The sequence below is a fragment of the Chryseobacterium sp. MYb264 genome (genome assembly GCF_035974275.1).
GTDB lineage: Bacteria > Bacteroidota > Bacteroidia > Flavobacteriales > Weeksellaceae > Chryseobacterium.
This window is the reverse complement of the sequence record NZ_CP142422.1, coordinates 146864-171270: the sequence shown is the minus strand read 5'-3', so window position 1 is coordinate 171270 and position 24407 is coordinate 146864. Positions and strand designations below refer to the sequence as shown.

Sequence of the window (24407 nt, the reverse complement as noted above, 5' to 3'; positions counted from 1 at the left end):
ATTGCTTTCTTTATTTTAGTCGCAATGGAAATATCCGACAATATTAGATTGATTTTAAAACAAAATTCCAACTAATCCGAAGGAGAATTTTGATATTTTTTAGATTCTCGCAGATTTTTCAAATGATACAGATTTTTTTTCCTTAAACTCTAAATATAGAACACAAAAGCTCACTAAATTTTTCGATAACGATCCGCTTTAAGTCTCGCCAAGCCGTTCTACTTATGAGAGACCACAAATAGTAAGCAATAAAAAAATCTACGGTATAATCTGGCAAATCTGCGTATTCTGTGGGAAATAAAAAATATTCACGCATCCGTGTCCCTAAAAAATCATATTTAACCCATCCTTAAAAACATTCGTCTAAAAGCTTCTTTGCTTAATATTTCACCCCTTAAAAGACCAACATCTAATAAATTTCAAATCTCACCGAGTCATTTTGCCTGTTCATCGAAATACACTGGCAACCTGCTATTATCTTGTGTAGTTTTACAATAGAAATTAAAAACAACAACAAATTAATCATCACTAAAAAATATTATTATGAACACCGAAAAATTAAGCTTCAGATACGAGTTAGAGAAAAAAGAACCGCGTACCAATGATGGCGGAACCACAAGAGGAGCCTCTGTAAAAGATTTTCCAGCATCAATAGGCATTGCAGGAGTATCTATGAGATTGCAGCCGGGAAGCATGAGAGAATTGCACTGGCATGCCAACGCTGCAGAATGGGCGTATGTAATTTCCGGAACGGTACGTACAACGATCATCCATCCAGACGGACACAGCTATACTGATAATTTTGAACCGGGAGATGTGTGGTATTTTCCAAAAGGATATGGGCACTCTATTCAGGCTACAGGGACGGAAGAATGCCACTTCATTTTAATTTTTGACAATGGTAATTTTTCAGAAGATCATACCTTCAGCGTGACGGATTTTGTTTCGTGTATGCCTCCTGAAATTGTTGCCCAGAATTTAGGATTAAGCCTTGAAGAAGTAGCTGCTTTACCTCAAAAAGAAGCCTATTTCGCCGCCGGCCCGGTTCCAGACGAATTATCTTCTTTAGCAACAGCACGTCCTGAAGAATCTGATATTGAGCTGACAAGCCTTCACCGTTATCCGCTTCATTCTCAACAACCGAGAATTATTCCCGGAGGAGGTTTGCAAAGACTGGTAACGAGTAAAGAATTTCCGATCAGCACCACAATGGCGGGTTCTGTTTTAGAACTGCAACCCGGAGCATTAAGAGAAATGCACTGGCATCCCAACGCCGACGAATGGCAGTATTTTATCTCCGGACAGGCTGAAATGTCGGTATTTTTAGCAGAAGGAACGGTAGTTACAGAGCAATTCAATGCGGGAGATGTCGGATACGTGCCGATGGGAGCCGGACATTATATTAAAAATACGGGAGATAGCGTTTGTAAAGTCTTAATTGGCTTTAACAGCGGACATTATGAATCTATTGATCTAAGCGAGTGGTTAGCAGGAAATCCAAAAGATGTGGTGGAAACCAATTTTGCACTTAAAGAAGGGGAAATTGAGAAATTCCCTAGTCAGAAAGTATTTATTCAACCTAAAAAATAAGGGTTTTGTCTCCCGAAACAAAGGCTTCCATGTCGCCTGAGCAAATTGAGCTGCATGAAAGACTGGCTATCCTACTCGCCTTCGTGGCGGGATATATGGATGCCACAGGAATTATAAAATGGAAAACGTATGTGTCTTTTATGAGCGGAAATACGACGCAGTTGGGCACATCGATTTATTCGGAAAAATGGGGAATTATAATAACTTCAGCAACGGTCATCAGTTGTTTTTTATTGGGAATTTATTCCGGAACCTGTTTAGCGTTATGGAAAAAAATCCGGATTAAAACTTTATCTTTTTTTATTGTTGCAGGTATCTTGATGGTTTATTCAGTCGGTTCTTATTTTTATGAAATTACCAGCCTGCTTTCTATCGGCATCATGGGGTTTTCTATGGGAATCATGAATACGATCGTGACCTCCGTCGGCAATCTAAAAGTGAATACCGATTTTGTAACCGGAACGCTTAACAGTTTAGCAAAAAATGCAGCTTTATTCAGCATGAGCAACGATAAAGAAGAAAGAAAAGTATATAGAGACAATGCCATTCATTTATTGCTTTTATGGACAGGTTTTGTGTCCGGAGCTATTGTACTGACGATCGTAATATCTCCTTTTGGAAACTGGATTTTGATATTTCCTGCTTCATTACTGCTTATCAGCGCGGTATGGATTAAAAATTCAAAGATTATACTTTAAATCAACACTAAAAAAACAAATAATATGTCACTAAAACCATCTGTCAGTTCAACTGACCATATTCAGGGCAATCCCGATGCGGATCTTACCATTGTGGAATACGGGGATTATCAATGTCCTTACTGTGGAGCGGCCTATCCTATATTAAAAGAGATGATGAGAACATTCGGAACACAGATCCGATTTGTTTTCAGAAATTTTCCGCTTTCTGAAATGCATCAATACGCCAGACCTGCCGCTTTGGCAGCAGAAGCCGCGGCTTTACAGGGAAAATTCTGGGAAATGCACGATGCTATTTATGAGAATCAGGAATATTTAAATGAAAATTTCCTTTATGAATTGGCGGAACAATTAAATTTAGATATGCTTCAATTTAAAAAAGATATTCAAAACCCAGAATTATCGGATAAAATAGATTCAGATTTCCAAAGCGGAGTATTGAGCGGAGTAAATGGGACGCCTACTTTTTATATCAACGGTAATCATTTCAACGGCAGTGCAACCGATTTACTTCAACTGGTAAGCGAAAATGCTGGGTGAAGAAGTAATTAAAACTGATATTCTAAAGATAACAACTACTTGCAGCCCGGCTTGAACGGAGCTCTTTTTATCTGACTTGAAAAGGAAGATAAAAAAGCGGGAGTGGAAGACGGAAAAAGCTGCCCCTAAAATAAATTATATATTTTTTTATCAATATGAATGGAAATTAAACTAGATTAATTTCTGGTATACTAAACCTTCCTACATTTGCTAAAGAATTAAGACAACGAAAAACATTATTAAAATAAATTAATCACAAACATTAAAAATTTACAGCAATGAGTACACTTACATTAAAAGACGGAACAGAAATTTTCTACAAAGATCAAGGAGAAGGACCAGTATTGATGTTTCACCACGGATGGCCTTTATCATCTGACGATTGGGATGCACAGGTAATTTTCTTTTTACAGAAAGGTTACAGAGTGATCACCCATGACAGAAGAGGTCACGGGAGATCCAGCCAGAATATTTATGGTCACAACATCGAGCAATATGCTTCTGATGCAGCAGAATTGGTAGAATTTCTTGATCTGAAAGATGTTATTCACATCGGTCACTCAACAGGAGGTGGAGAAGTGATTCGCTATGTAAACAAATATTCTAAAGGCAGAGCTAAAAAAGCAGTTTTAATCAGCGCAGTTCCGCCGATTATGGTAAAAAATGAAAGCAATCCTGATGGAGTTCCAATTGAAGTTTTCGACAACATCAGAGATCAGACGTTAAACAACAGACAGCAGTTTTATATTGACCTTACTTTTCCTTTCTATGGGTATAACAGAGAAGGTGCGAACGTAAAAGAAGGCATCCAGAGAAACTGGTGGAGACAGGGAATGATGGGTGGAATCGTGGCTCATTATGAAGGAATTAAAGCATTTTCTGAGACTGATTTCAGAGAAGATCTACAGGCAGTTGATATTCCTGTATTGGTGTTGCACGGTGAAGATGACCAGATTGTTCCTTACGAAAATGCTGGTGTAAAATCTGCTAAATTATTGAAAAACGGAAAACTAATCACCTATCCTGGTTTTCCACACGGAATGCCGACTACGGAAGCAGCAACAATTAATAAAGATATCCTGGAATTTATCCAGTCTTAAAAAATCGTTGGATTTTAATGAAGGAGCAAAAGAGTGAATCTGTATGGGGTTCACTCTTTTATTTTATTGTAATGGACATTCGGCCGGTACCCTTTCTTTATCTTTCGTGATAACATATGAACTGCAAAAGCATACCATCACGGATCAAATACAAAAGTTGGGGACTAAGCAAAAAAGTTTAGATCATGTAAGGTGAAATTTTTTGCTCTCGTAGATTTTTCAAATCATGCAGATTCTTTTCCTTACACTTTACATATTGAACACAAAGCCAACCCATTTTTTTTGACAACTCCCGCTTTAAGTCTCTCCAAACCGTTCTACTCATAAATTAAACAAAGAAAATCAACGATATCATCTGTGAAAATCTTTGCGATCTGTGGGAAATAAAAATATTCGCGCATTCGTGACAAAAATTTAACCACAAAAGTTTTTTTTAACACTTTAGTTATTTAAGCTTAATGTTAAGCCTCATAGAAGTGCACCTAAGTCTTTGAAAATCTTTGATTTTCTAACGATGGGCTCTAAATATGAGAAATCTGTGAGAAATAAGAATATTCGTGCATTCGTGGCAAAAAATACATCTAAACAATTTCTCCCCAAGTTTTGAAACTGACCCCATCTGAAGCCATTTTTATCTCTACTTCACTGTGAAATAACACAGCAAAAACCATACCTCACTTTATATTGAATTAAAATTAAAAATTTTATTTAAAGTCTTAAAATGTGTTAATGTTTTTTATCACACTGATAATGTTTTATTTACAACAAACACCCCTTGTTATTGAAATATTATATTTTTGTAATATTGAAAAATAAACCTCTTATCATTGAAGTATTTTATTTTTATTTATATATTTGCTTAACATTAATTAATTATAATCCTTTATAATTATAATTACCGAGATTGTACCCGCTTTTTTTTCAGGAATAAAAAATAAGCTTTTTATTTTAACACTATTTTAACAATAAATAATATTTATTAAATAATCATTACAAAATATTATTTATGAATTTAAATTATGTAAAATAATTATTTTTATTCTGATTTCAGACCATTGGCATGAGTAATCACTGCCGTGTGTTGTTATGATATTTTACTAACATTTTCAATATCAAATGTAATGAAAAACTTGACCATTATCGGGTTAACTCCGTTTGAAAAAACAGATGTTGATCTAACTCAAAAATTGCATAAGGCAGGAGCCTTTCCGGTCTTAAGCTTAGGACATGAATTAAAAATTGCACAGGAAGCACTGAGTCAACTTGATCAGACCGACATCCCTTCTTATGGTATCTCCCTTACCTGTGAAAGTCTGGCTTCAGTTCAGATCTCTAAAAAAGTACAGTTCGCGATTGCACCGTTTGGTTTTTCTATGGCCACTCCGGAAAACTTACCGATTATCTACCAGATAACCAGCTTTGAAGACGCTTTACAAGCGGAACAATCAGGAGCCGCGGGCATCATCATAAAAGGAAACGAATCCGGGGGATACGTAGGATACGAGTCAACCTTTATATTATTTCAAAGGATTATTAAAGAAATACAATCCATTCCTGTCTGGATTCAGGGTGGAATCGGGCTTCATACAGCTGCTGCTGCAACCGGTTTAGGGGCAGCAGGAATTATCCTGGACAGCCAACTGGCTTTATTCCCGGAAAGCTCCGTTCCAAAAGAATTAAAAGATCTCTGTTCAAAATTAAACGGAACAGAAACCAAAATTATTGCCAGCCACCGTGTACTGGTAAGACCAAACTCTCCTGCTCTACCCGAAAATATAACCGCAAAAGAGCTCAAAACATACTTTACGACTCTTGATATCGTTAGCAGCTATATCCCTATGGGACAAGATATTTCTTTAGCGATTGATTTGTATGAAGATTTCAAAACCTTAAAAAAATTGATCTTTGGTTTTAAAGAAGCCATGTACGGTCACCTGAAGCAGGCAAAAGCTCTTCAGGTAATTGATCAGGAAAATATTTTAGCGAAAGAACTGGGATTAAAATATCCTATTGCACAAGGCCCGATGACCCGTGTAAGCGATGTACCTTCCTTTGCTAATTCTGTTGCAGAAGCCGGAGCATTGCCTTTCGTTGCTCTATCTCTGTTAAAAGGGCAACAGGCAAAATCTTTGGTAATGGATACCAAAAAACTTGCCAAAAACAAACCTTGGGGTGTCGGTATTTTAGGATTCGCACCACAGGAATTAAGAGAAGAACAAACCTCTTATATTTTAGAAGCAAAACCTCCCGTTGTATTAATCGCCGGAGGAAGACCTGCTCAGGCAAAAATCTTCGAAAAAGCCGGAATCACCACGTTTTTACACGTGCCGTCTCCCGCTCTTTTGGATATTTTCCTGAAAGAAGGTGCTAAAAATTTCATCTTCGAAGGACGCGAATGTGGCGGTCATGTGGGCCCGCTGTCGAGCATGGTTCTTTGGGAAAAACAAATTGAAAGAATTTTAAAAGAAGACCATCCTGAAAACATCAGCGTATTTTTCGCAGGTGGAATTCATAATGATTTTTCTACGGCATTTGTTTCCATCATGGCGGCTCCATTAGCTGCAAGAGGCGTGAAAGTCGGAGTTTTGATGGGAACAGCCTATTTGTACACTCAGGAAGCTGTAGAATGCGGAGCTATTCAGAAAGAATTCCAGTTACAGGCGATGCAGGCAAAAGAAACGGTGTTGCTGGAAACGGCTCCCGGACACGAAACACGTTGTTTAGATACTGCTTTTGCTCAACATTTTAATAATGAAAAAGCAAAATTATTAGAAGCAGGAACCGATAAAAAAGAAGTTTGGGAAAAGCTTGAAAAATTAAATGTCGGTCGTTTAAGAATTGCCGCAAAAGGCGTGGAACGTCAAGGTGATCATTTAGTTACGATTCCTAAAGAAGATCAGTTGGATTTAGGAATGTATATGATCGGACAGGTTGCTACAATGCATGACAAGGTGATTTCAATGGCTGATCTTCATAAAAATGTTGCCGTTGAAAATTTTAATTATATTCAAAATGCTAGCTTACCGGAAGAACCGGTTTCCACAGAAAAACCTCTTGATGTTGCCATTATCGGGATGGAATGTATTTTCCCGGGCGCAAAAAATTTAGAGGAATATTGGAAAAATATTATTTTAGGAAAAGACAGCGTAACAGAAGTTCCGGACGAAAGATGGAATAAAGATTTGTATTACAAACCGGATTCCAATGAAGCCGATGTTTCCCACTCAAAATGGGGCGGATTTATCCCTAAAATTGATTTCGATCCTTTAGCATTCGGAATTCCGCCACAATCTCTTGCTGCTATTGAACCCACTCAGTTATTGACTTTATTGGTAGCAAAACGCGCAATGGACGATGCCGGTTATGCCGAAAAACACGTTAACAGAGAAAATATTTCCGTCATTATCGGAGCGGAAGGCGGTAATGATTTGGCGAACAGTTACAGCTTCAGAGGATTTTACAAACAGGTTTTCGGAGAACTTCATGAAGAAGTAAAAGAAGCCTTCCCACATACAACAGAAGATTCTTTCCCAGGGATTTTAGCGAATGTTATCGCAGGAAGAATCACCAACCGTCTGGATTTAGGCGGAAGAAATTTCACCGTAGATGCAGCTTGTGCTTCGTCTTTGGCGGCAATTGATCTGGCTTGTCAGGAACTCGCTTTAGGAAAATCAGATATGGTACTTGCCGGAGGTGCAGATTTGCATAACGGAGTTAATGATTATCTGATGTTTTCGAGCACACACGCGCTTTCCAGAAAAGGAAGATGCGCAACTTTCGACAGTGACGCCGACGGAATTGCCCTTGGCGAAGGAATCGCTATTTTGGTATTAAAAAGATATGAAGACGCTGTTCGTGACGGCGATCGTATCTACTCTGTCATTAAAGGAGTTGGAGGATCGAGTGATGGTAAAGCTTTAGGTCTTACCGCACCTCGAAAAATCGGTCAGGTTCGTGCTTTGGAACGTGCGTATACACAAGCCGGAATCAGTCCTGCATCGGTTGGATTGGTTGAAGCTCACGGAACCGGAACGGTCGTTGGTGACAAGACGGAACTGAGCGCTTTGACGAATTTATTCAGTCGTTCGGGAGCTTTGCCGGGACAAACGCATTTAGGTTCGGTAAAAACTCAGATCGGGCACACCAAATGTGCAGCTGGATTGGCTGGATTGATTAAAGCTTCTCTGGCAGTTTTTCATGGTGTAAAACCTCCTACCCTTCACTTAAAACAACCGAATGCTTATTATAATTCTCAAACCAGTCCGTTTGCTTTTTATGCGGAAAGTGGCTTATGGAGTGAGAAAAACCGTTATGCAGGAATCAGTGCGTTTGGTTTTGGTGGAACAAATTTCCACACGGTTATTGCAAATCACCCTCAACAGGACGAATCTGTAGCGGCAATGCAGTCGTGGCCGTCGGAATTATTTGTGTTCCGTGGAGATACGTATGATGAAGCGAAAAATCAAATCAATCAGATTAAATCTTTACTTGAAATAAATGATACGATTGCATTAAAAGATATTGCTTACAGTTTAGCTATTCATTCAGAAAAACAGGTTCAGGTAAGCATCGTTGCCGATTCTACGGAAGATTTAATTAATAAAATTGAATTGGTTCTTGTAGGAATTGAAACAAAAGATACTTTCACCGTAAATAAAAAAGACGGAAAAGTAGCGTTTTTATTCCCTGGACAAGGCAGCCAGAGAATCAATATGGCTCGTGATCTTTTCGTGGTTTTCCCTGAAATGAGAAAGCTTCTGAAAAATTATCCTGAACTTGAAAAAGTGGTTTTCCCTTCCGCAACTTTTAACGAAAAAGATCTAAAACAACAAAAAGAAACCATCAAAGATACCCGGTTGGCACAACCTTTATTAGGAATTGTTGATCTTGCTTTGGCTAAATTTTTACAGTCAATCGGCATCAACCCTGATATGTTGGCGGGGCACAGCTACGGAGAATTACCGGCGCTTTGTTTTGCAGGCGTTTTTGAGGAAGAAAAACTGGTTGATTTAAGTATCAAAAGAGCCCATTCTATCTTGGATTCTGTTGAAAACGGAGATCCGGGAACCATGGTTGCCGTAAGCGGAAATTTTGAAAGAATACAACCTATTTTAACTCAGGTAGAAGGTTGTTATCCAGTAAATTACAATGCACCAACTCAATGTGTGGTAGCAGGAAGCACTGAAGCGATCACTAAACTAATGGAGGTTCTGAAACAAAACGGAATTTCTGCTAAAAAGCTTGAAGTTGCCTGCGCATTCCACAGTCCGTTGGTAGCAAAATCGAAAGATCTTTATCGTGAAGTTTTAGAAGATGTGACTTTTGAGGAAATGCAGGTTCCGGTTTGGTCGAATACGACAGCTGAAATTTATCCTACAAAAGCTTCAGAAATAAAAGAAAGATTAACCGATCATTTGGTTCAGCCTGTAAAATATGTTGAAGAAATTCAGGCAATGTATAATGACGGAGCTAGAATTTTCATCGAAGTTGGTCCCGGAAAAGTACTGACCGGATTAACGAATTCTTGTTTAGACAAAGATCAACTAACCCTTTTCGCAGAAGACAGCAACCGCAACAAAATCACGCACCTGCTTTGTATGTTGGCGCAATATCTGGGAACTGGACGCAATTTTAATATTGAAAAACTTTTCGAAGGTCGTCATACACAAATCATCCAACTCGATCAACCCGATCTTTATAAGAAAAACCCTGCCATCTGGCGTGTAAACGGACAAACCGCTCATCCTACGACGGGCAATCTTCCGGCTAACGGGGCTTTACCAATTATAAATCCACTTCAAATGAACAACTTTACCAATAACCCGACTCCTGTTGAAAATCAACCTGCTGCAGAACGTATGCTTCAGGAATATTTAAACAGTATGAAAATGATGATTCAGGCGCAACGTGATGTAATGCTTTCCTTTTTGGGACAAAATCCACAGGTAAATCAGGCGCCAATTTATACCCAACCCGTTCAGATTCCTGTCAATACTCAGGCTCCTGCTATTTCTTCACCAATCAATGATGGTGCTGAAAAAGCGGTGATCGTTGCCACAAAACAGGCTCCTGTAAAAGATATTAAAACATTATTATTAAATGTTGTCAGCGAAAAAACAGGCTATCCTCACGAAATGTTAGGTATGGAAATGGATCTTGAAGCCGATTTAAGTATCGATTCCATCAAAAGAGTGGAGATTATAGGAACATTGAAAAGCGAATTGGGTTCATTCTCAGGAAATAACGTGAACGAAGACACGATTATGGAACAATTAGCTTCGATTAAAACATTAAGCGGATTGGTTTCTTGGTTAACAGAATACAGCGGAAATTCTGTTGCATCAGAAGCGAAAGCATCAACAGAAACCTCAACTCAAATAACTCAAAATCAGTCCCATTCATTTTCATTAGAAGAGCTTCAAACGGCAATTTTAAATATTGTAAGTGAAAAAACAGGCTATCCAAAAGAAATGTTAGGATTGGATCTTGATATGGAAGCAGATTTAAGCATCGATTCCATCAAAAGAATGGAAATTATCGGTGATTTAAAATCAAAAATAGGTTTCGGTCAGGACTTGGAACAGGCTGATGATTTAATGGAAAAATTAGCAGCCATCAAAACACTGAACGGATTGGCAAGCTGGATTCACGAAATGAGCGGCGCAAGCACTCCTGAAACTGTTGTGAATGTTGCAGCGAATAATTTATCACGTCTTCGTTTTGACTTAACGCCAACTGAAATTTCCCTGCCTCAAAACACAGATATTTTACAGGGAAAACGTTTCGCCATCACTCAGGATAACAACGTACAAACCGCTGCCATTAAAGCTGAACTTGAAAAGCACGGCGCGATTGCAGAATTGGTAGAAACAGATAAAGATTTAACCAATTTTGATGGATTAATCATCCTTGATTTATTCTCTTCAGCGGAAAAACAAAGCATTATCGATCATGTCGATTTGATTAAAAAAATGGATCTTGATAAGGCAAAATGGGTCTATTTAATTTCAGATATTCCGGCTCATATTCAGGAATTGACGGACACTACTCTATTGCGTCATTACAAAGGTCACCCGGGACTTTTCAAAAGTCTTGCCCGCGAATTTGAAAAGACAACTTGTCGGTTAATCAGCTTGAGCACTCCGCAGGAAACAGATCAGATCACTGATATTGTTTTAAAGGAAATTTTATCAACCGACAAACCCGCTGAGATCATTTATAAAAATAACAAAAGGCATAAGATAGACATTATTCCGTCGCCATTATCGAACAGTCTTCAGGAGGCACATATTAATTTAGATAAAGAATCTGTGGTGCTGGTTTTAGGTGGCGCTCAGGGAATTACATCGGAATTAACGAAACACATGTCACACGCTTATCCATGTAACTATATTTTGGTAGGTCGTTCAAAAGATCCGAGAAATGAAGTTTCTGAATTTAAAGAGCTTGAAATGCTGAAAACGAAGGAAGAAATCAGAGCTTTCCTTATTAAAACAGGAAAATTCACTTCGCCTTCTGATATTGAAAAAGAAACGGTAAGAACGTTTAAAAACAATCAGATTTTAGCTACGATTCGTGATATGGAAAAGTTGGGTAATACCATTGTTTACCAATCTTTAGACCTTTGCGATGAGGATGGATTATCAGATTTAATTAATAATATCTACGAAAAATACAACCGTTTAGACGGTGTGATTCACGGAGCCGGATTGTTGGAAGATAAATTATTCAAACAAAAAACAACCACTTCTTTCGGACGTGTTTTCGATACCAAAGTAAAACCACTTCGTGTTTTGGCTGAAAAACTTCGTACCGATTGTCAGTTTGTGGTATTATTTTCAAGTATTGCTTCGGTATACGGAAATAAAGGACAAACGGATTATGCCGCAGCCAACAGCGTTTTGGATGATTACGCCAATGCTTTAAATAAAAAATTAAAAGGAAAAGTAATTTCCATCAACTGGGGTCCGTGGAAAGGCGCAGGAATGGTTTCATCCTCTTTGGAATCTGAATACGAAAGAAGAGGAATATCTCTCATTCCATTAGATCAAGGAAAGGAAATTTTCATGAATGAAATAAAATACGGAACAGAAAGTCAGGTATTGATCATGTCCGGAAATAACTGGTAATCTCTGTTTTAAATTAAATGTATGAAAAAAACAGATGTTGCAATAGTTGGTTTATCCTGCGTCTTTCCGGGGGCGCAGGATGCCCAAACTTTTTGGCAGAATATTGTCAATAAAGTAGATTCTACCCAATTGGCTCCAGCTGATCGTATTGATCCTGTTCACTTCAGTGATTATTCAGGTTCGGTCGACCGTTTTTATTGCCAACGTGGTGGATTTATCCCTGATTATGAGTTCGACCCAACCGCTTTCGGTATTTTACCGTTGGCCGTTGAAGGAACGGAACCTGATCATTTATTAACCTTGGATTTGGTTCAAAAAGCTTTAGACGATGCCGGAATTTTCAAGAAAAATATTTCCTTAGAAAAAACCGGAATCATCATCGGAAAAGGAAATTATACAGGTCCCGGCGCAACAAGAGCCATCGAAATAGTAAGAACGGGCGAACAAATTTCTTCTTTATTAAAAGAATTGTTACCCGAAGTTTCTTCCGCCGATATTGAAAAAGTAAAACATGCTTTTCAGGAAAAAAAAGGACGTTTTGCAGCCGATACTGCAATGGGATTAATTCCTAATTTGGTTGCTTCTTTGGTTGCCAACCGGTTCAATTTGGGAGGTGTTGCGTTCACCGTTGATGCCGCTTGTGCAAGTGCTTTACTGGCGGTTGATCATGCCGTTCAGGAACTTCAAAGAGGTCGCTCCGATATTATGATCGCAGGTGGTGTTCATACCGGACAAAACGCTGCGTTCTGGAGTATTTTCTCTCAATTGGGAGCTCTTTCAAAACAACAGCAGATCAAACCTTTCAGCAATGATGCCGATGGATTATTGATTGGTGAAGGTTGCGGATTTGTCGTGTTGAAAAGATTGGAAGACGCTGTTAAAGATCAGGATAAAATCTATGCCGTGATTAAAGGCGTCGGAATCAGCAGTGACGGAAACGGAACGAGCGTGATGAGTCCGTCTGTAAAAGGTCAGTTGAAAGCGTTACAACAAGCCTGGACAAACGCAGATTTGGATGAAAAACAAATTGGTTATATCGAAGCTCACGGAACAGGAACTCCGCTTGGAGATAAAACCGAATTGCAAACCTTAGCTCAGTTTTTCGGAAAAGAAGAAGATGCTAAAATGGCAGGAATCGGTTCTGTGAAATCAAATATAGGTCATGCGATGCCCGCTGCGGGAATTGCAGGGCTGATTAAAACGTGTCTGGCTTTGCATCACGATATTTTGCCACCGACTTTATATTGTGAAACCCCGACTTCGGATATGCAGAATACCAGATTCGAACCCGTTCAGGAAGCGAAAAGCTGGTCAAAAACAGGATTGCCAAAAGTAGCTGCAGTGAATGCTTTCGGATTTGGAGGAATTAATGCGCATGTGGTTTTGGAAGGATACGATATGCCTAAAAAAGACAAAGTTTTAATTCTGGCAAGATCTACGCATGAAGAATTGCTTTCGGCTTTACAAAATAATGAAACAACGATTGGTGAAGGAAATTTCCGTGTTGCGGTTTTTGAACCCACCAAAGAAAGAATAGAAAAAGCGACGAAAATTGTTGCTAAAAATAATCCGTGGCGAAACAAACAGGATATTTGGTATACCAATACGCCTTTGCTTCAAAACGGAGAAAAAGTAGCCTTCGTATTTCCCGGATTAGACGGGTTGGCGAAAGGCGAAATTGAAAGTGTAAGCCGTTATTTTAACCTCACCGCTCCGATAGAAACTGAGGGTGAAGGTTTATTAAATGATGCGTTGAATATTTTCAACAACTGCAGCATCTTAGATAATTCCCTTAAAAAACTAGGAATTATTCCCGATATGAATGCGGGACACAGCTTGGGAGAATGGCTTGCAGGGTACTCTTCAGAATTAGCGGAAGTAAATTCCGTAAAAGCATTAATTGATGTTTTAAATCCTGAAACTTTTGAATTAAAAGATTCAAAATTCATCGCAATCGGATCCGGAATTGAAACGATAAAACCAATTATTGAAGAAATTCCGAACGTGTATATTTCCAATGACAATTGCCCAAATCAGGTGATTCTTTGTGGAAGTAACGCTGCTTTGGATGAATTGGTTCCGATCTTAAAATCAAAACAGATTTTTCATCAGATTCTACCGTTTCAATCAGGATTTCACTCGCCTTTTATCGCTGATAAATTAGATGTGATCTTAGCCGGAATGGAAAAAGCACAGTTTCAAAAGACGAAAATTCCATTATGGTCGGCAACGACTTTAGAGCCGTATCCTGCAGATCAGGAATCTATCCGAAAACTGAGTGCGGAACATCTTGTAGAACCTGTACGTTTCCGTGAATTAACAGATAAACTGTACGAAGAAGGCGCAAGATTTTTTATTCAGGTCGGAACCGGAGGATTGATCGGATTTATTGATGATACATTGAAAGGAAAAGCATTCAGCACGATTGCTTCAAGCACGCCCGTTCGATCTGCATTGGCGCAGTTACAACGTGTGGTTGCTGCTTTATTCGTGGAAGGAAAAACAATTGCTTTAGACTTTTTAGATATTCAAAGTTCTTCAAAAACAGCATCAGGAAAAGGTATTAAACTAGAATTAGGTTCGCCAATTATCCGTGATTTTGCAGCAATTAAAAATTTAGCTAAAAGCGTTGAAGTTCCGAAGCAGAAAAATATTTCGGTGGCAAAAACGGGGCATCCGCTTGTTCAGGCGTTTCAGGAAAATATGGCTGAAATGATCAGCATGCAGGAAGAAGTATTAACATTATTCCAGAACCGTCCGGAAATTAAAGCTTCCAAAGCTACGCCAATTGTTCCTCAAATAACAGTTCCGAGAAGTAAAGATTTTTCAAAAACGTTGTATGTTGACCTGGAAAATCATCCTTACTTAATCGATCACAGTTTATTGAGACAGCCAAAAGGTTGGTCGACAGTGGCTGATATGGAACCGGTAATTCCGATGACGATGATCTTTGAACAACTGGCGGAAATTGCTCAGGCAGAAATCGCTGGAAGTAAAGTTCATAAAATAATGAATGTAAGTGTTTTCCAATGGATGAATGTGGCAAAACCTTTCGAAAAAACCGTAAAAGGCGAATGGAGATCAACGAATCACGCCTATTTAGATATTGAAAATTTCGTGAATGCAGAAGTTTTATTAACCTCAACGGATCGCCAGATTCCAAACATCAATCTTTCAGTTGGAGATGTATTGCCGATTGAAAGGACGCCTGAAGAAATCTACGAAATGCATATGTTTCACGGAGAAAAATATCAGGGAATTACGGAAGTTTCAAAGGTTGGAACGAAAGGAATTGTCGGAAAAATCAAAGGAAACGGTGGAAAAGGCTCTTTGCTGGATAACGCAGGACAATTGTTCGGACTTTGGCTTCAATTAACTTTAACGAAAGACAGAATCGCATTTCCTGTAAAAATCAAAGACATTGAATTCTTCGGAGATCTTCAAGATCAGGATGGCATTTTTGAATGTACCTGCAGCCTGACTGAAATGAACGATGAATTTGCGATTGGAGATATTGTTCTTAAAAAAGACGGAAAAGTATGGTGCATGATCTCAGGATGGCAAAACCGCCGTCTGGAAATCGATGCCGCGTTGTGGAACGTTTCGATGTCGCCTTTGCACAACCGTCTTTCAGAAGAAATTGCGCCCGAAGTATTTTTCTTCCATCAGGCCTATTCGAGAGTTGCGTCTTGGGATTTTATCCTGAAAAGATATTTTAATCAAACCGAAAAAAAGCATCACCAAACACTTTTACCCAACAAGAGAAAAAGCTGGATGGTAAGCCGCGTTGCGGTGAAAGATGCCGTTCGAAATCTTCTTAAAAAGGAAAAAAATCACCCTTGTTATCCGATTACTTTTGAAATAGGGAAAGATGACGTCGGAAAACCTTATCTGATTGGTGACTCCACGGAAAATATTCATATTTCTTTAGCTCATAAAGGAAAAGATGCCGTCGGAATTGCAAAAAACGGAAAGCAGGTCGGAATCGATATGGAAATTATTGAAGAACGAAGCTCCGGATTTTACGATTTAGTCTTTACAGATCACGAATTAACCTTATTAAAAGACAAAGATCAGGCAGAATGGACGACCAAATTCTGGGTAGCCAAAGAAGCCTACGGAAAGTTTTTGGGAACCGGACTGAAAGGAAACCCGAAACGGTTCGAAGTCGAGAAAATAACAGAGGATTCTTTATGGATCAATCAAACAGAAATCAAAACCATTAAACATAAAAATTATATCATAGGATGGACACTTTAAATACAACAGAAAAATTAAATCACGAAGAATTATTCACGCTTTTAAAAGGATTTATCACTGAAGTTATCGGTGAAGAATTCGCGGAAGAAATGGATATTAGCCCTGAAAGTTCATTCACAAAAGATCTTGAAATGGACAGTATCGAAATTGTGTCTTTTTCAGAGAAAATCAAGGCGTATTTTGGTGACCAGATCGATTTTACGGGATGGTTGTCTTCAATGGATCTTGACGAACTGATCAACCTTGATTTAAGTATGATCATCAATTATATCTACGAATGCCAATAATCGAAATCAATCATAAAAAAGTTCATATTCAGGAACTCAATAAAGGTGCTGAACAAACCGTGGTTTTGATCCACGGAATGTTCAGCAACCTGTCCATTTATTATTTTAATATTGCTCCGGTTTTAGCAAAAAAATTCCATGTCGTGATGTACGATCTGAAAAGCCACGGCATGAGCGAACGTTTTGAAGACGGTTATGATTTGGGAAATATGTCTTCCGATCTCATCGCTTTGATGAATGGATTACAGCTTGAAAAAGTACATCTTGTAGGCTACAGTTTCGGGGGGTTAATTGCTTTAAAAACAGCTTTAGACTATCAAAACCGCATCAATCAACTAGTTGTGATGGAAGCTCCCGATCCGCAGGACGAAAAAGCCAGAGGAATTATCGAGCAGTACAGTAAGGAATTTCTGGAGCATTATGTGGCTAATTTTACGGACACCACGAAAGTACAGATGGGCAAAAGACAGATGGAAAAAAACCATCGTATGTATGAGTTTCTTTTCAATAAAACCAGCATCAAAGCGGATATGATCAGGGAAAAAGATTTTCTGAGTGAGGTTAATTTGTCTGAATTAAATATCCCAACTTTATTATTGTACGGTTCAGATTCCAATTGCAGACCAACAGGAGAATCGTTGAATGATCAAATTCCTGATTCTCAATTGGAATTAATTTCAGGGGATCATAACATCCCGATTCAGGAACCAGCTTTGATCGCAGAAACGATTGTTGATTTTTTATCTAAAACCTTAACAGAAAATTTGACACAAAACCATGGCTAAATTTGTATTTGTTGTTCCACCTTTGACGGGTCACGTCAATCCCACGTTAAGCATCGGTGCTACTCTTCTGGAAAGAGGGCATGAAGTAGCCTGGATCAGCCTTGACAAAAATTTAAGTGCAAAACTTCCTGTCGGAGGAGAATTATTGTTGATTGAATACGATCAAACCGACGAGGAAAAAAGAGAAAGCGAAAACTATCTCGATATTATTTCTAAAAAAGTAGTCTACGGAATCGACAGCATCAAATTTCTTTACGAAGAAGTCTTGATTCCTCTCAACAGACATTGCTATAACGGTATTGTAAAATTACTTGAGCTTTACCAACCCGATATGGTGATCGGTGATCATCAGTTGTTTGCTGCGGCTGTCGCTGCAAAAAATCTGGGACTTCCCTATTCTACAACAGTGACGGCTCCGGCTGCCATTAAAATTATGGATGAATTGCCAAAAGTTCACGAATGGGAAGAAAAACAAATCGTCGCTCTTCAAAAAGAATTAGGTGTTGATGGCGATAAAGCATTAGATTGCTCAGATTTACTGACTTTGGTCCTTACTTCAAGATATTTTTTTGGCGAAATGGATCTTCCGACCCATTTCAAGTTTACGGGTCCTGTTCTCACCGAGCGTCGTATTTCCTGCGAATTTGATTGGGAAAAATTTCATCAAAGTTCAAAGAAAAAAATTCTGGTCAGCATCGGAACAACCTTCGATCACGATCATAAAAAAGCATTCTTCCAAAAAGTGATTGATGCTTTTAAAGAGGAAGATTTGACGGTTGTTGTGGTTTCAGATCCTCAGCTTTTTGAGGAATGGCCGGAGAATTTCATGGTGTATCAGCAGGTTCCACAGTTGGATTTACTGCCACATCTCGATGGCGTTGTTTCTCATGGCGGTCACAATACGGTTTCAGAAGCGCTTTCCAACGGATTGCCTTTGGTGGTGATTCCGATTGCGTATGATCAATCGCACGTTGCTGGTCGCGTTGTGCGTACCGGAGCAGGTGAACGTTTGAATTTTAATCGATTCAAAGCCATCCATTTAAATGAAGCCGTAAAAACAATTTTAACCCATCCAAGTTATCGTGATGCTGCAGAAGTTGTTCAGCAATCTTTTGCTAAAGCTGGTGGAAGTTCAACCGCAGCCAATTTGTTGGAAAATGCTATAAATCCCATTTCAAATATGGAAAATCCAAAATCTAAATTTCTATTCGTTATTCCTCCGTTTTTCGGACATATCAGTCCGACTTTGAGCGTTGGTGCGAGCTTAATTGCCCGTGGTCATGAAGTAAAATGGTTTGGAATTACGCCTTTAGATCAAAAACATATTCCGGAAGGAGGAAGTTATTTTTATCCTGAACAGGATTTAATTCCATATCAGGATGAAATTGCAAGAATTTTAAAAAGACAGGATGATGGCCCCGCTTGTTCTGGTCCTGAAGTGATGAAGCTCGCATTGGAAGAAACCTATGTTCCTTTCGCTAAAATGATGATGCCAGGTTTGGAAACATTGACCAAAGAATGGCAACCTGATGTTATCGTAAATGATTGTATTACTTTCGGTGGAGCCCTTTTTGCTCACAAAAATAATATCCCTTGCGTAACGACAACACCTGTTCCCCCCGATGTAATGGGTGATACCGCCAACAGCGCACCGAAAATTTTTGAATGGCAGCAAAATTTAATTAAAGACCTTCAAAAAGAAGTCGGCATCGAGGAAGATGGAATTTTCATTCATTCTCATGATTTGAATTTGGTATTTACTTCTCAAAAATTCGCTGATTTTGAAACCGTTCCTTCTCACATGGAATTTGTTGGTCCTGTAAAAGGTCGACCGAATCCTGCACCTTTTAATTGGGACAAATTAGACGCTTCGACAACACCGAAGATTTTTGTTTCACTGGGAACGCTTTTAGTGGATATCCGAAAAGCATTTTTTGAAAAAGTAATTGCGGCATTTGCAGATCAGCCTGTAACAGTTATTGCGGCTACTCCACCCGAAATTTTTGAAGAATGGCCGTCCAATTTTATTGTGAGCAGCTTCGTTCCTCAATCGGCTTTGATGCCTCACATGGATGCAGTGATTTGTCATGGTGGTTTTAATACGGTAAACGATACGTTTACTAACGGCTTACCTATGTTGATTACGCCAATTGCTTACGATCATTTTCATATAGCTAAACTTATCGAAAAGGCAGGTTGCGGAATCAGTATCAGATATAAAAGATTACGTGTTGATGCGCTTCGACAGACAGTTTTTGAATTGCTTGAAAATCCAACATACAGAAATGCAGCCAAAGAAGTTCAGTCAAGTTTATTGAACGCTGGCGGAAACGATCGCGCTGTAGAATTGCTTGAAAATTTTGTTCAACAGGAATCATTGGTTGAGATTTAGCCGATGAAATCGCAATCGATTATTATACAAATAATGACTAATAATGAAAGGCGATTCCATCTGACCTTTAAAAAAAAATAAACAATTACTGATGAAAAGAAGATTATTATTTGGCGAAAGAATGCTGTTGGGAGACGGTACAGAGCCTTTCAATACGGTCATTCCTTTTAGATTAAAGGGAACATTTATATTGAAGGATATTCAGTATGCTTTTGAAAAACTTCAGGAAAAACATCCATGGTTAAAGGCTGTCATCAAATACGATGAAAAAAATGTTCCGTGGTTTGAAGTTTCGGAAAAAGCAAAAATCCCAATCCGAATTTTAGCCCAAAAAGGAGAAAATGACTGGCTGGAAGAATCGAAAAAAGAATGGTATAAATTATTCAATTATAAAGAGCAGCCTTTGATGCGTTTTGTCTGGATAAAAGGTGAAGAAACTTCGGAAATGATGTTTGTATTTCATCATTGCCTATGTGACGGAGGTTCTGCCATGGCGGTTTTGGAGGAGTTTTTAAAATTATTGGATAATCCGAAAAGTGATATCGGAACCGAAAACCCGATCCGGGGAATTCACGACGTTGTTCCGGGAGAAATTCTTAACAGCCGTGGCCAGAAATTCAAGGCTAAAATGATCGGAAGGCTGGCAGCAACAGCGATTAAATATATTCCTGTCAATAAAAAAAATACAGACCGACAAAGCGATTATTTGATCAATTGGAGGTTCGACAAAGAAACGAGTAAGGAACTGATCTCCTATTGTAAATCTCAAAAGGTAACCGTAAATACTCTACTTTGTGCTGCGCTTTTAGAAGCCTTTCAAAAGATCAGAAAAGAAAAAGCCTTCAACAAAGTTTCGTGCCCGGTGGATATCAGACGTTTTGCCCATCAGATTAAGACAGATCATATTTTTGCTTTTGGATTAATGATCGTGGTTTCGCTGAATAAAAAATTCGGTTTTGAAGAAAATTTAAAACTAATGCAAGCCGCCGTTGAGAAAAAAACATCCAAACTGAATCCCTATATCACAATGATGGTGATGGAATCTGCGCATGATGCCTTGACGAATTTCACTAAATTATTGAAAAACGGAAAATCATCCAATGACTGCATGTTTTCGAATCTTGGACGTATTCCCATAGCTTCTGAATATAAAGAATTTACTTTAGAAAATGTTTTCAGTCCGTCTGTAATCGGACCTTTAGGAAATACAACAACGATGGTAACCTCTACTTTCCGAGGAGAAATGGATTTTGCATTTATGGGCAGCGAAGGCTATTTAAAACAATCCGAAGCTTTGGCTATCCGTGACGAAATGGTAAACATTGTAACACAACAACTGAAATCTCTGGCAGTATGATGATTAAACGAAAACTAATGATGGTGGAAAGAATCATGTATGTTGATTCTCAAACCCCTTTAAATGTTATTTATACCGCAAGAATAAACGGTACTATTTCCGAAGATCATCTGAGAATTGCGTTAGATAAAATTCAGCGTAAGCACCCTTTATTGAGGGTCTCCATCGATCATAAAAGTGCAAAATTTCCCTTTTTTACAGAAGAAAAAGAAATCTCACAGATTCCTTTGCGTGTTGTTGAAAGAAGAACTGATGATGACTGGTTGGCTGAATCTGAAAATGAATGGTACAGAATTTTTGAAGACCAAAAAAAACCAATGGCCCAGCTTGTCTGGGTAAAAGGCGAAACGGTGTCTGAAATCCTTTGGGTAATGCCCCATTGCCTATGTGACGGAACAACAGGCATTACTTTGATTCGTGAACTCATTACTTTGCTGGATAATCCTTTGCTGGAAATGGATACCTATGATGCATTTAGATCCGTTGATGAGTTTCTACCTGATGATTTCAATCTTAAAAAGCAGAAAAGGAAAGCCCGCCTTTACTTAGTCATGGCTAAACTTTTCTTTTTTACCCAGCTCAAAAGTAAAAACAGAAACCTTGGCAACAACTACGCCCTTCATCGCAAACTCGACGCGGATATTTCAAAAAAGATAGTGACTACATGTAAGACCCACGGAATCTCCGTTCATGCTTTACTCTGTTCGGCATTCATGCAAGCTTTCCGGGAAACGCAGGGTAAAAAAGCCAGAGGTAAGGTAATCAGCCCGGTGGATGTTCGTCATTTTATCCCGGAAATTAAGCAGGATCATATTTTTGCATTTGCCCCCACTGTTGAATTATCAATAAAAAAAGACCTGAATTTATTAGAAAATGCGAAACATATAAAAAAAGATCTCCTTGAAAAAATAGAAAAAACAAAAGCCAGAGAGTTGCTTTGGATGGGTGAAAATATGCATCCTGTGGTAGACCGAATGATTTCATTATTAAAACTCAGTAAAGGAAGCCACGACATTACCCTGTCGAATATGGGGAAAATTGATATTCCGGCTGAGTATAAAAACTTTAAGCTGGAAACTATTTTCAGTCCTACCGTTGCATTTCCATGGTTAAATTCAAACACCCTGCTCACCACCACATACAACCAACAAATGGATTTTACCTTCATGTCTAATGAAAATTTTCTTCCGAAAGAAGAGGCAAAAAAAATAAAAGATAAAGCTATTGAGCTGTTGATTTCATGAAATTTAAAATAAAAAAAGCTCAACCGAAACTGCTGAAAAAAACAACCCTGAGCCGCTTTCTGAGAAAACGGATGATCATTTATGCGCTTCCGAATATAATTTTCAATTTCATTATTGCCTATGCGAGTTTCAGTGAATTAGGATACACCCATTTCTTTGCCTGTACCCAAAGTTTAGCACGCCTAACCTTACCAATGGCTATATTTTTACCCGTTGTTCTCACCATTGATATCATCAAAAGAGTCGCTGATGCCGCTGGTCAGGAAGCCATTGAATTTAAAGTGGATGACCAACTGAATATAAAAAAATTAATGACCAAGCTGAGTATTCTTCATGGCGTCGTTACAGGACTACTTGTCTTTTCTATGCTGATCTTAGGGCAATTTAACTTATCTAAATATTATAAACTGGATGCCACGGCAATGGCTATCTTGGTAGGCGTATTGGCCGGATTGCTTTCTGTACTCTTTACGTATCTGCCGATTTGGAAACTTAGGAAATACCTGTTTAGGGCGGTAAGAGATGAAAAGATAATAGATGGATAGAGGATAGACTATTGGGTTATAGGAAGAAAGACAGATAGAGGATAGACGAATAGAGGATAGACTAACAGATAATAGATGGAGATACGATGGATTTTTATCTTCTTCCCGTCTATTTTCTATCCGTCTATTATCTATCTGTCTATTATCTATCTGTCTATCCTCTATCCGTCTCCCAACACTTATAAATTACATTTCGATCGGATTGCTCTCATTACAGTTAGAACACCACCAATATTCTCCTTCTTTATCTTTCAACTTGGTCTTTGTACTTTCCTCACAGCTTTCACAGGTAGATCTGTCATTTTCATTTTCCTTAGCTTCATAATCACAATTAAAACAACTCCAGCTTGTTAAAGGAGATTTCCCGTTCATAAACCAGGTAAATGAACTGTCTTTGCACTTGGGGCAAATTTGTAACGCCATATTTAAATTATTTATTCTTCTCTATTCACCAATTCCATAGAAAACGCAGGAAGACAGATCGCCACATAGCGGCATGCTTCCGAAAACGGATTGCTGTAACGAACCCTCGCTCCTTTTTCTATTAAAATACTCTGACCTTGCTCTAAAGTCACTATTTCCCCATCAATCTCAAACTGCTTTTTTCCCGAAATTATTAATGTAAATTCATCAAATTCGGGGGTCTGGTGTGGTTCGCTCCAATCTGGCGGAGCTATCATGTGCGCAATTGAGACATTAGAATTTCCGGTTGAGTTTCCCCAATGCTCTTCGATTAATTTCCCATCTGTTGTTGGAACTACGAATGGAGAGGTCTGGATTTTATATTTTTTCATATTAATGATTTTTTTGAACACAAAGTTCACGGAATTTTTTTAACTGTTAACTCCCTTTAGTTTCACAAAGACGTTTCACTTATAAAAGCTCTCAAGTTTTTTAATTATGATGAATTAATTTTTAAATCTGCAAAATCAGAATAATCTGCGAGATATTTTCAATGATCTTCCTTCTTGATTTCGTAGACAAAATTCGTTCTCGAAGGCTCACCGAAATAAGCAACCTCTTCTTCCGCAATTTTTTTTCCGCCTAATCTTTCCAAAGCGGTTTGAGAACGGAAATTCTCTTTTCCAATATGGAAATGAACCGTATCTACAAATTGGAAAATATAGTCAAGCATTATTTTTTTAACCTGAGGATTAATTCCTTTTCCCCAGGATTTTGTTCCGTAAAACGTATATCCTATGAAAATACTGTTTTTATTTTCATCAAAATCATAAAAACGGGTGCTTCCTAAAATATCACCGGTCGCTTTGTCAACAATTTTAAAAGCACCTTGGCTTTCAATAGCGCCTTTAAAAAAGTTTTCAAAAACCTCTCGCTGATAGCGGTCTTTATTCGGGTGCTGTTCCCAGACTTTAGGATCGGAAGCCACTTCATACAAAGACTCAAAATCCCCTTGCTGTAAGGGGATTAATTGATATTCCTGATTTTCTAAAATCGTTTGAATAGAAAAATTCATTGC

General features: G+C 38.4%; 15 protein-coding genes. 12 read left to right on the top strand and 3 right to left on the bottom strand.

From position 1 onward, the window contains the following. Positions 1-543 precede the first annotated feature (543 nt). The 12 genes from VUJ46_RS00735 to VUJ46_RS00680 all read left to right on the top strand — a co-directional run bounded on the left by VUJ46_RS00735 (position 544) and on the right by VUJ46_RS00680 (position 22927). Positions 544-1590 (top strand): cupin domain-containing protein, encoded by a 1047-nt coding sequence (locus VUJ46_RS00735; protein ID WP_326983105.1) that lies wholly within the window; start codon positions 544-546, stop codon positions 1588-1590. A gap of 5 nt (positions 1591-1595) precedes the next feature. Next, positions 1596-2288, top strand: a complete 693-nt coding sequence (locus VUJ46_RS00730; protein ID WP_326983104.1) for a YoaK family protein — start codon at positions 1596-1598, stop codon at positions 2286-2288. A 24-nt stretch (positions 2289-2312) separates the two neighbouring features. Beyond that, positions 2313-2828 carry a DsbA family protein gene (locus VUJ46_RS00725; RefSeq protein WP_326983103.1) on the top strand — a complete coding sequence of 172 codons (516 nt, stop codon included), beginning with the start codon at positions 2313-2315 and terminating at the stop codon, positions 2826-2828. A 278-nt stretch (positions 2829-3106) separates the two neighbouring features. Next, on the top strand, positions 3107-3928 hold the full coding sequence (locus VUJ46_RS00720; protein WP_326983102.1) for an alpha/beta fold hydrolase: 822 nt from the start codon (positions 3107-3109) through the stop codon (positions 3926-3928). Positions 3929-5049: 1121 nt separating this feature from the next. Continuing rightward, positions 5050-12057 carry an SDR family NAD(P)-dependent oxidoreductase gene (locus VUJ46_RS00715; RefSeq protein WP_326983101.1) on the top strand — a complete coding sequence of 2336 codons (7008 nt, stop codon included), beginning with the start codon at positions 5050-5052 and terminating at the stop codon, positions 12055-12057. A 21-nt stretch (positions 12058-12078) separates the two neighbouring features. Further along, complete coding sequence (locus VUJ46_RS00710) at positions 12079-16317, top strand: beta-ketoacyl synthase N-terminal-like domain-containing protein (protein WP_326983100.1); 4239 nt, start codon at positions 12079-12081, stop codon at positions 16315-16317. Further along, complete coding sequence (locus VUJ46_RS00705; RefSeq protein ID WP_326983099.1) at positions 16305-16604, top strand: acyl carrier protein; 300 nt, start codon at positions 16305-16307, stop codon at positions 16602-16604. The genes VUJ46_RS00710 and VUJ46_RS00705 overlap by 13 nt, the downstream gene beginning before the upstream one ends. Continuing rightward, on the top strand, positions 16595-17389 hold the full coding sequence (locus VUJ46_RS00700) for an alpha/beta fold hydrolase (protein WP_326983098.1): 795 nt from the start codon (positions 16595-16597) through the stop codon (positions 17387-17389). The genes VUJ46_RS00705 and VUJ46_RS00700 overlap by 10 nt, the downstream gene beginning before the upstream one ends. After that, positions 17382-19781 carry a glycosyltransferase gene (locus tag VUJ46_RS00695; RefSeq protein ID WP_326983097.1) on the top strand — a complete coding sequence of 800 codons (2400 nt, stop codon included), beginning with the start codon at positions 17382-17384 and terminating at the stop codon, positions 19779-19781. Before VUJ46_RS00700 ends, VUJ46_RS00695 begins: the two co-directional genes overlap by 8 nt. Positions 19782-19872: 91 nt before the next feature. After that, positions 19873-21138 carry a condensation domain-containing protein gene (locus VUJ46_RS00690; RefSeq protein ID WP_326983096.1) on the top strand — a complete coding sequence of 422 codons (1266 nt, stop codon included), beginning with the start codon at positions 19873-19875 and terminating at the stop codon, positions 21136-21138. Beyond that, entirely contained in the window at positions 21135-22382 is a 1248-nt protein-coding gene (locus VUJ46_RS00685; RefSeq protein ID WP_326983095.1) for a condensation domain-containing protein, read from the top strand. Before VUJ46_RS00690 ends, VUJ46_RS00685 begins: the two co-directional genes overlap by 4 nt. Further along, positions 22379-22927, top strand: a complete 549-nt coding sequence (locus VUJ46_RS00680) for a hypothetical protein (RefSeq protein ID WP_326983094.1) — start codon at positions 22379-22381, stop codon at positions 22925-22927. The genes VUJ46_RS00685 and VUJ46_RS00680 overlap by 4 nt, the downstream gene beginning before the upstream one ends. A 186-nt stretch (positions 22928-23113) precedes the next feature. Here the strand turns inward: VUJ46_RS00680 and VUJ46_RS00675 are convergent, their stop codons facing one another. The 3 genes from VUJ46_RS00675 to VUJ46_RS00665 form a co-directional block, all read right to left on the bottom strand. Next, positions 23114-23350: a hypothetical protein gene (locus VUJ46_RS00675; RefSeq protein WP_326983093.1), complete on the bottom strand. Its 237-nt coding sequence runs from the start codon at positions 23348-23350 to the stop codon at positions 23114-23116. Between the two features lie 11 nt (positions 23351-23361). Beyond that, positions 23362-23721, bottom strand: coding sequence for a cupin domain-containing protein (locus VUJ46_RS00670; protein ID WP_326983092.1), 360 nt, complete (start codon positions 23719-23721; stop codon positions 23362-23364). A 158-nt stretch (positions 23722-23879) separates the two neighbouring features. Continuing rightward, on the bottom strand, positions 23880-24404 hold the full coding sequence (locus VUJ46_RS00665; RefSeq protein ID WP_326983091.1) for a GNAT family N-acetyltransferase: 525 nt from the start codon (positions 24402-24404) through the stop codon (positions 23880-23882). Positions 24405-24407 lie beyond the last annotated feature (3 nt).

Excerpts from the sequence above, each read along its gene's own strand:
- VUJ46_RS00710 (WP_326983100.1), top strand. The coding sequence starts at position 12,079 with ATGAAAAAAACAGATGTTGCAATAGTTGGTTTATCCTGCGTCTTTCCG.
- VUJ46_RS00665 (WP_326983091.1), bottom strand. The coding sequence starts at position 24,404 with ATGAATTTTTCTATTCAAACGATTTTAGAAAATCAGGAATATCAATTA.
- VUJ46_RS00670 (WP_326983092.1), bottom strand. The coding sequence starts at position 23,721 with ATGAAAAAATATAAAATCCAGACCTCTCCATTCGTAGTTCCAACAACA.
- VUJ46_RS00735 (WP_326983105.1), top strand. The coding sequence starts at position 544 with ATGAACACCGAAAAATTAAGCTTCAGATACGAGTTAGAGAAAAAAGAA.
- VUJ46_RS00720 (WP_326983102.1), top strand. The coding sequence starts at position 3,107 with ATGAGTACACTTACATTAAAAGACGGAACAGAAATTTTCTACAAAGAT.
- VUJ46_RS00695 (WP_326983097.1), top strand. The coding sequence starts at position 17,382 with ATGGCTAAATTTGTATTTGTTGTTCCACCTTTGACGGGTCACGTCAAT.
- VUJ46_RS00680 (WP_326983094.1), top strand. The coding sequence starts at position 22,379 with ATGAAATTTAAAATAAAAAAAGCTCAACCGAAACTGCTGAAAAAAACA.
- VUJ46_RS00675 (WP_326983093.1), bottom strand. The coding sequence starts at position 23,350 with ATGGCGTTACAAATTTGCCCCAAGTGCAAAGACAGTTCATTTACCTGG.
- VUJ46_RS00690 (WP_326983096.1), top strand. The coding sequence starts at position 19,873 with ATGAAAAGAAGATTATTATTTGGCGAAAGAATGCTGTTGGGAGACGGT.
- VUJ46_RS00700 (WP_326983098.1), top strand. The coding sequence starts at position 16,595 with ATGCCAATAATCGAAATCAATCATAAAAAAGTTCATATTCAGGAACTC.
- VUJ46_RS00705 (WP_326983099.1), top strand. The coding sequence starts at position 16,305 with ATGGACACTTTAAATACAACAGAAAAATTAAATCACGAAGAATTATTC.
- VUJ46_RS00725 (WP_326983103.1), top strand. The coding sequence starts at position 2,313 with ATGTCACTAAAACCATCTGTCAGTTCAACTGACCATATTCAGGGCAAT.
- VUJ46_RS00685 (WP_326983095.1), top strand. The coding sequence starts at position 21,135 with ATGATGATTAAACGAAAACTAATGATGGTGGAAAGAATCATGTATGTT.
- VUJ46_RS00715 (WP_326983101.1), top strand. The coding sequence starts at position 5,050 with ATGAAAAACTTGACCATTATCGGGTTAACTCCGTTTGAAAAAACAGAT.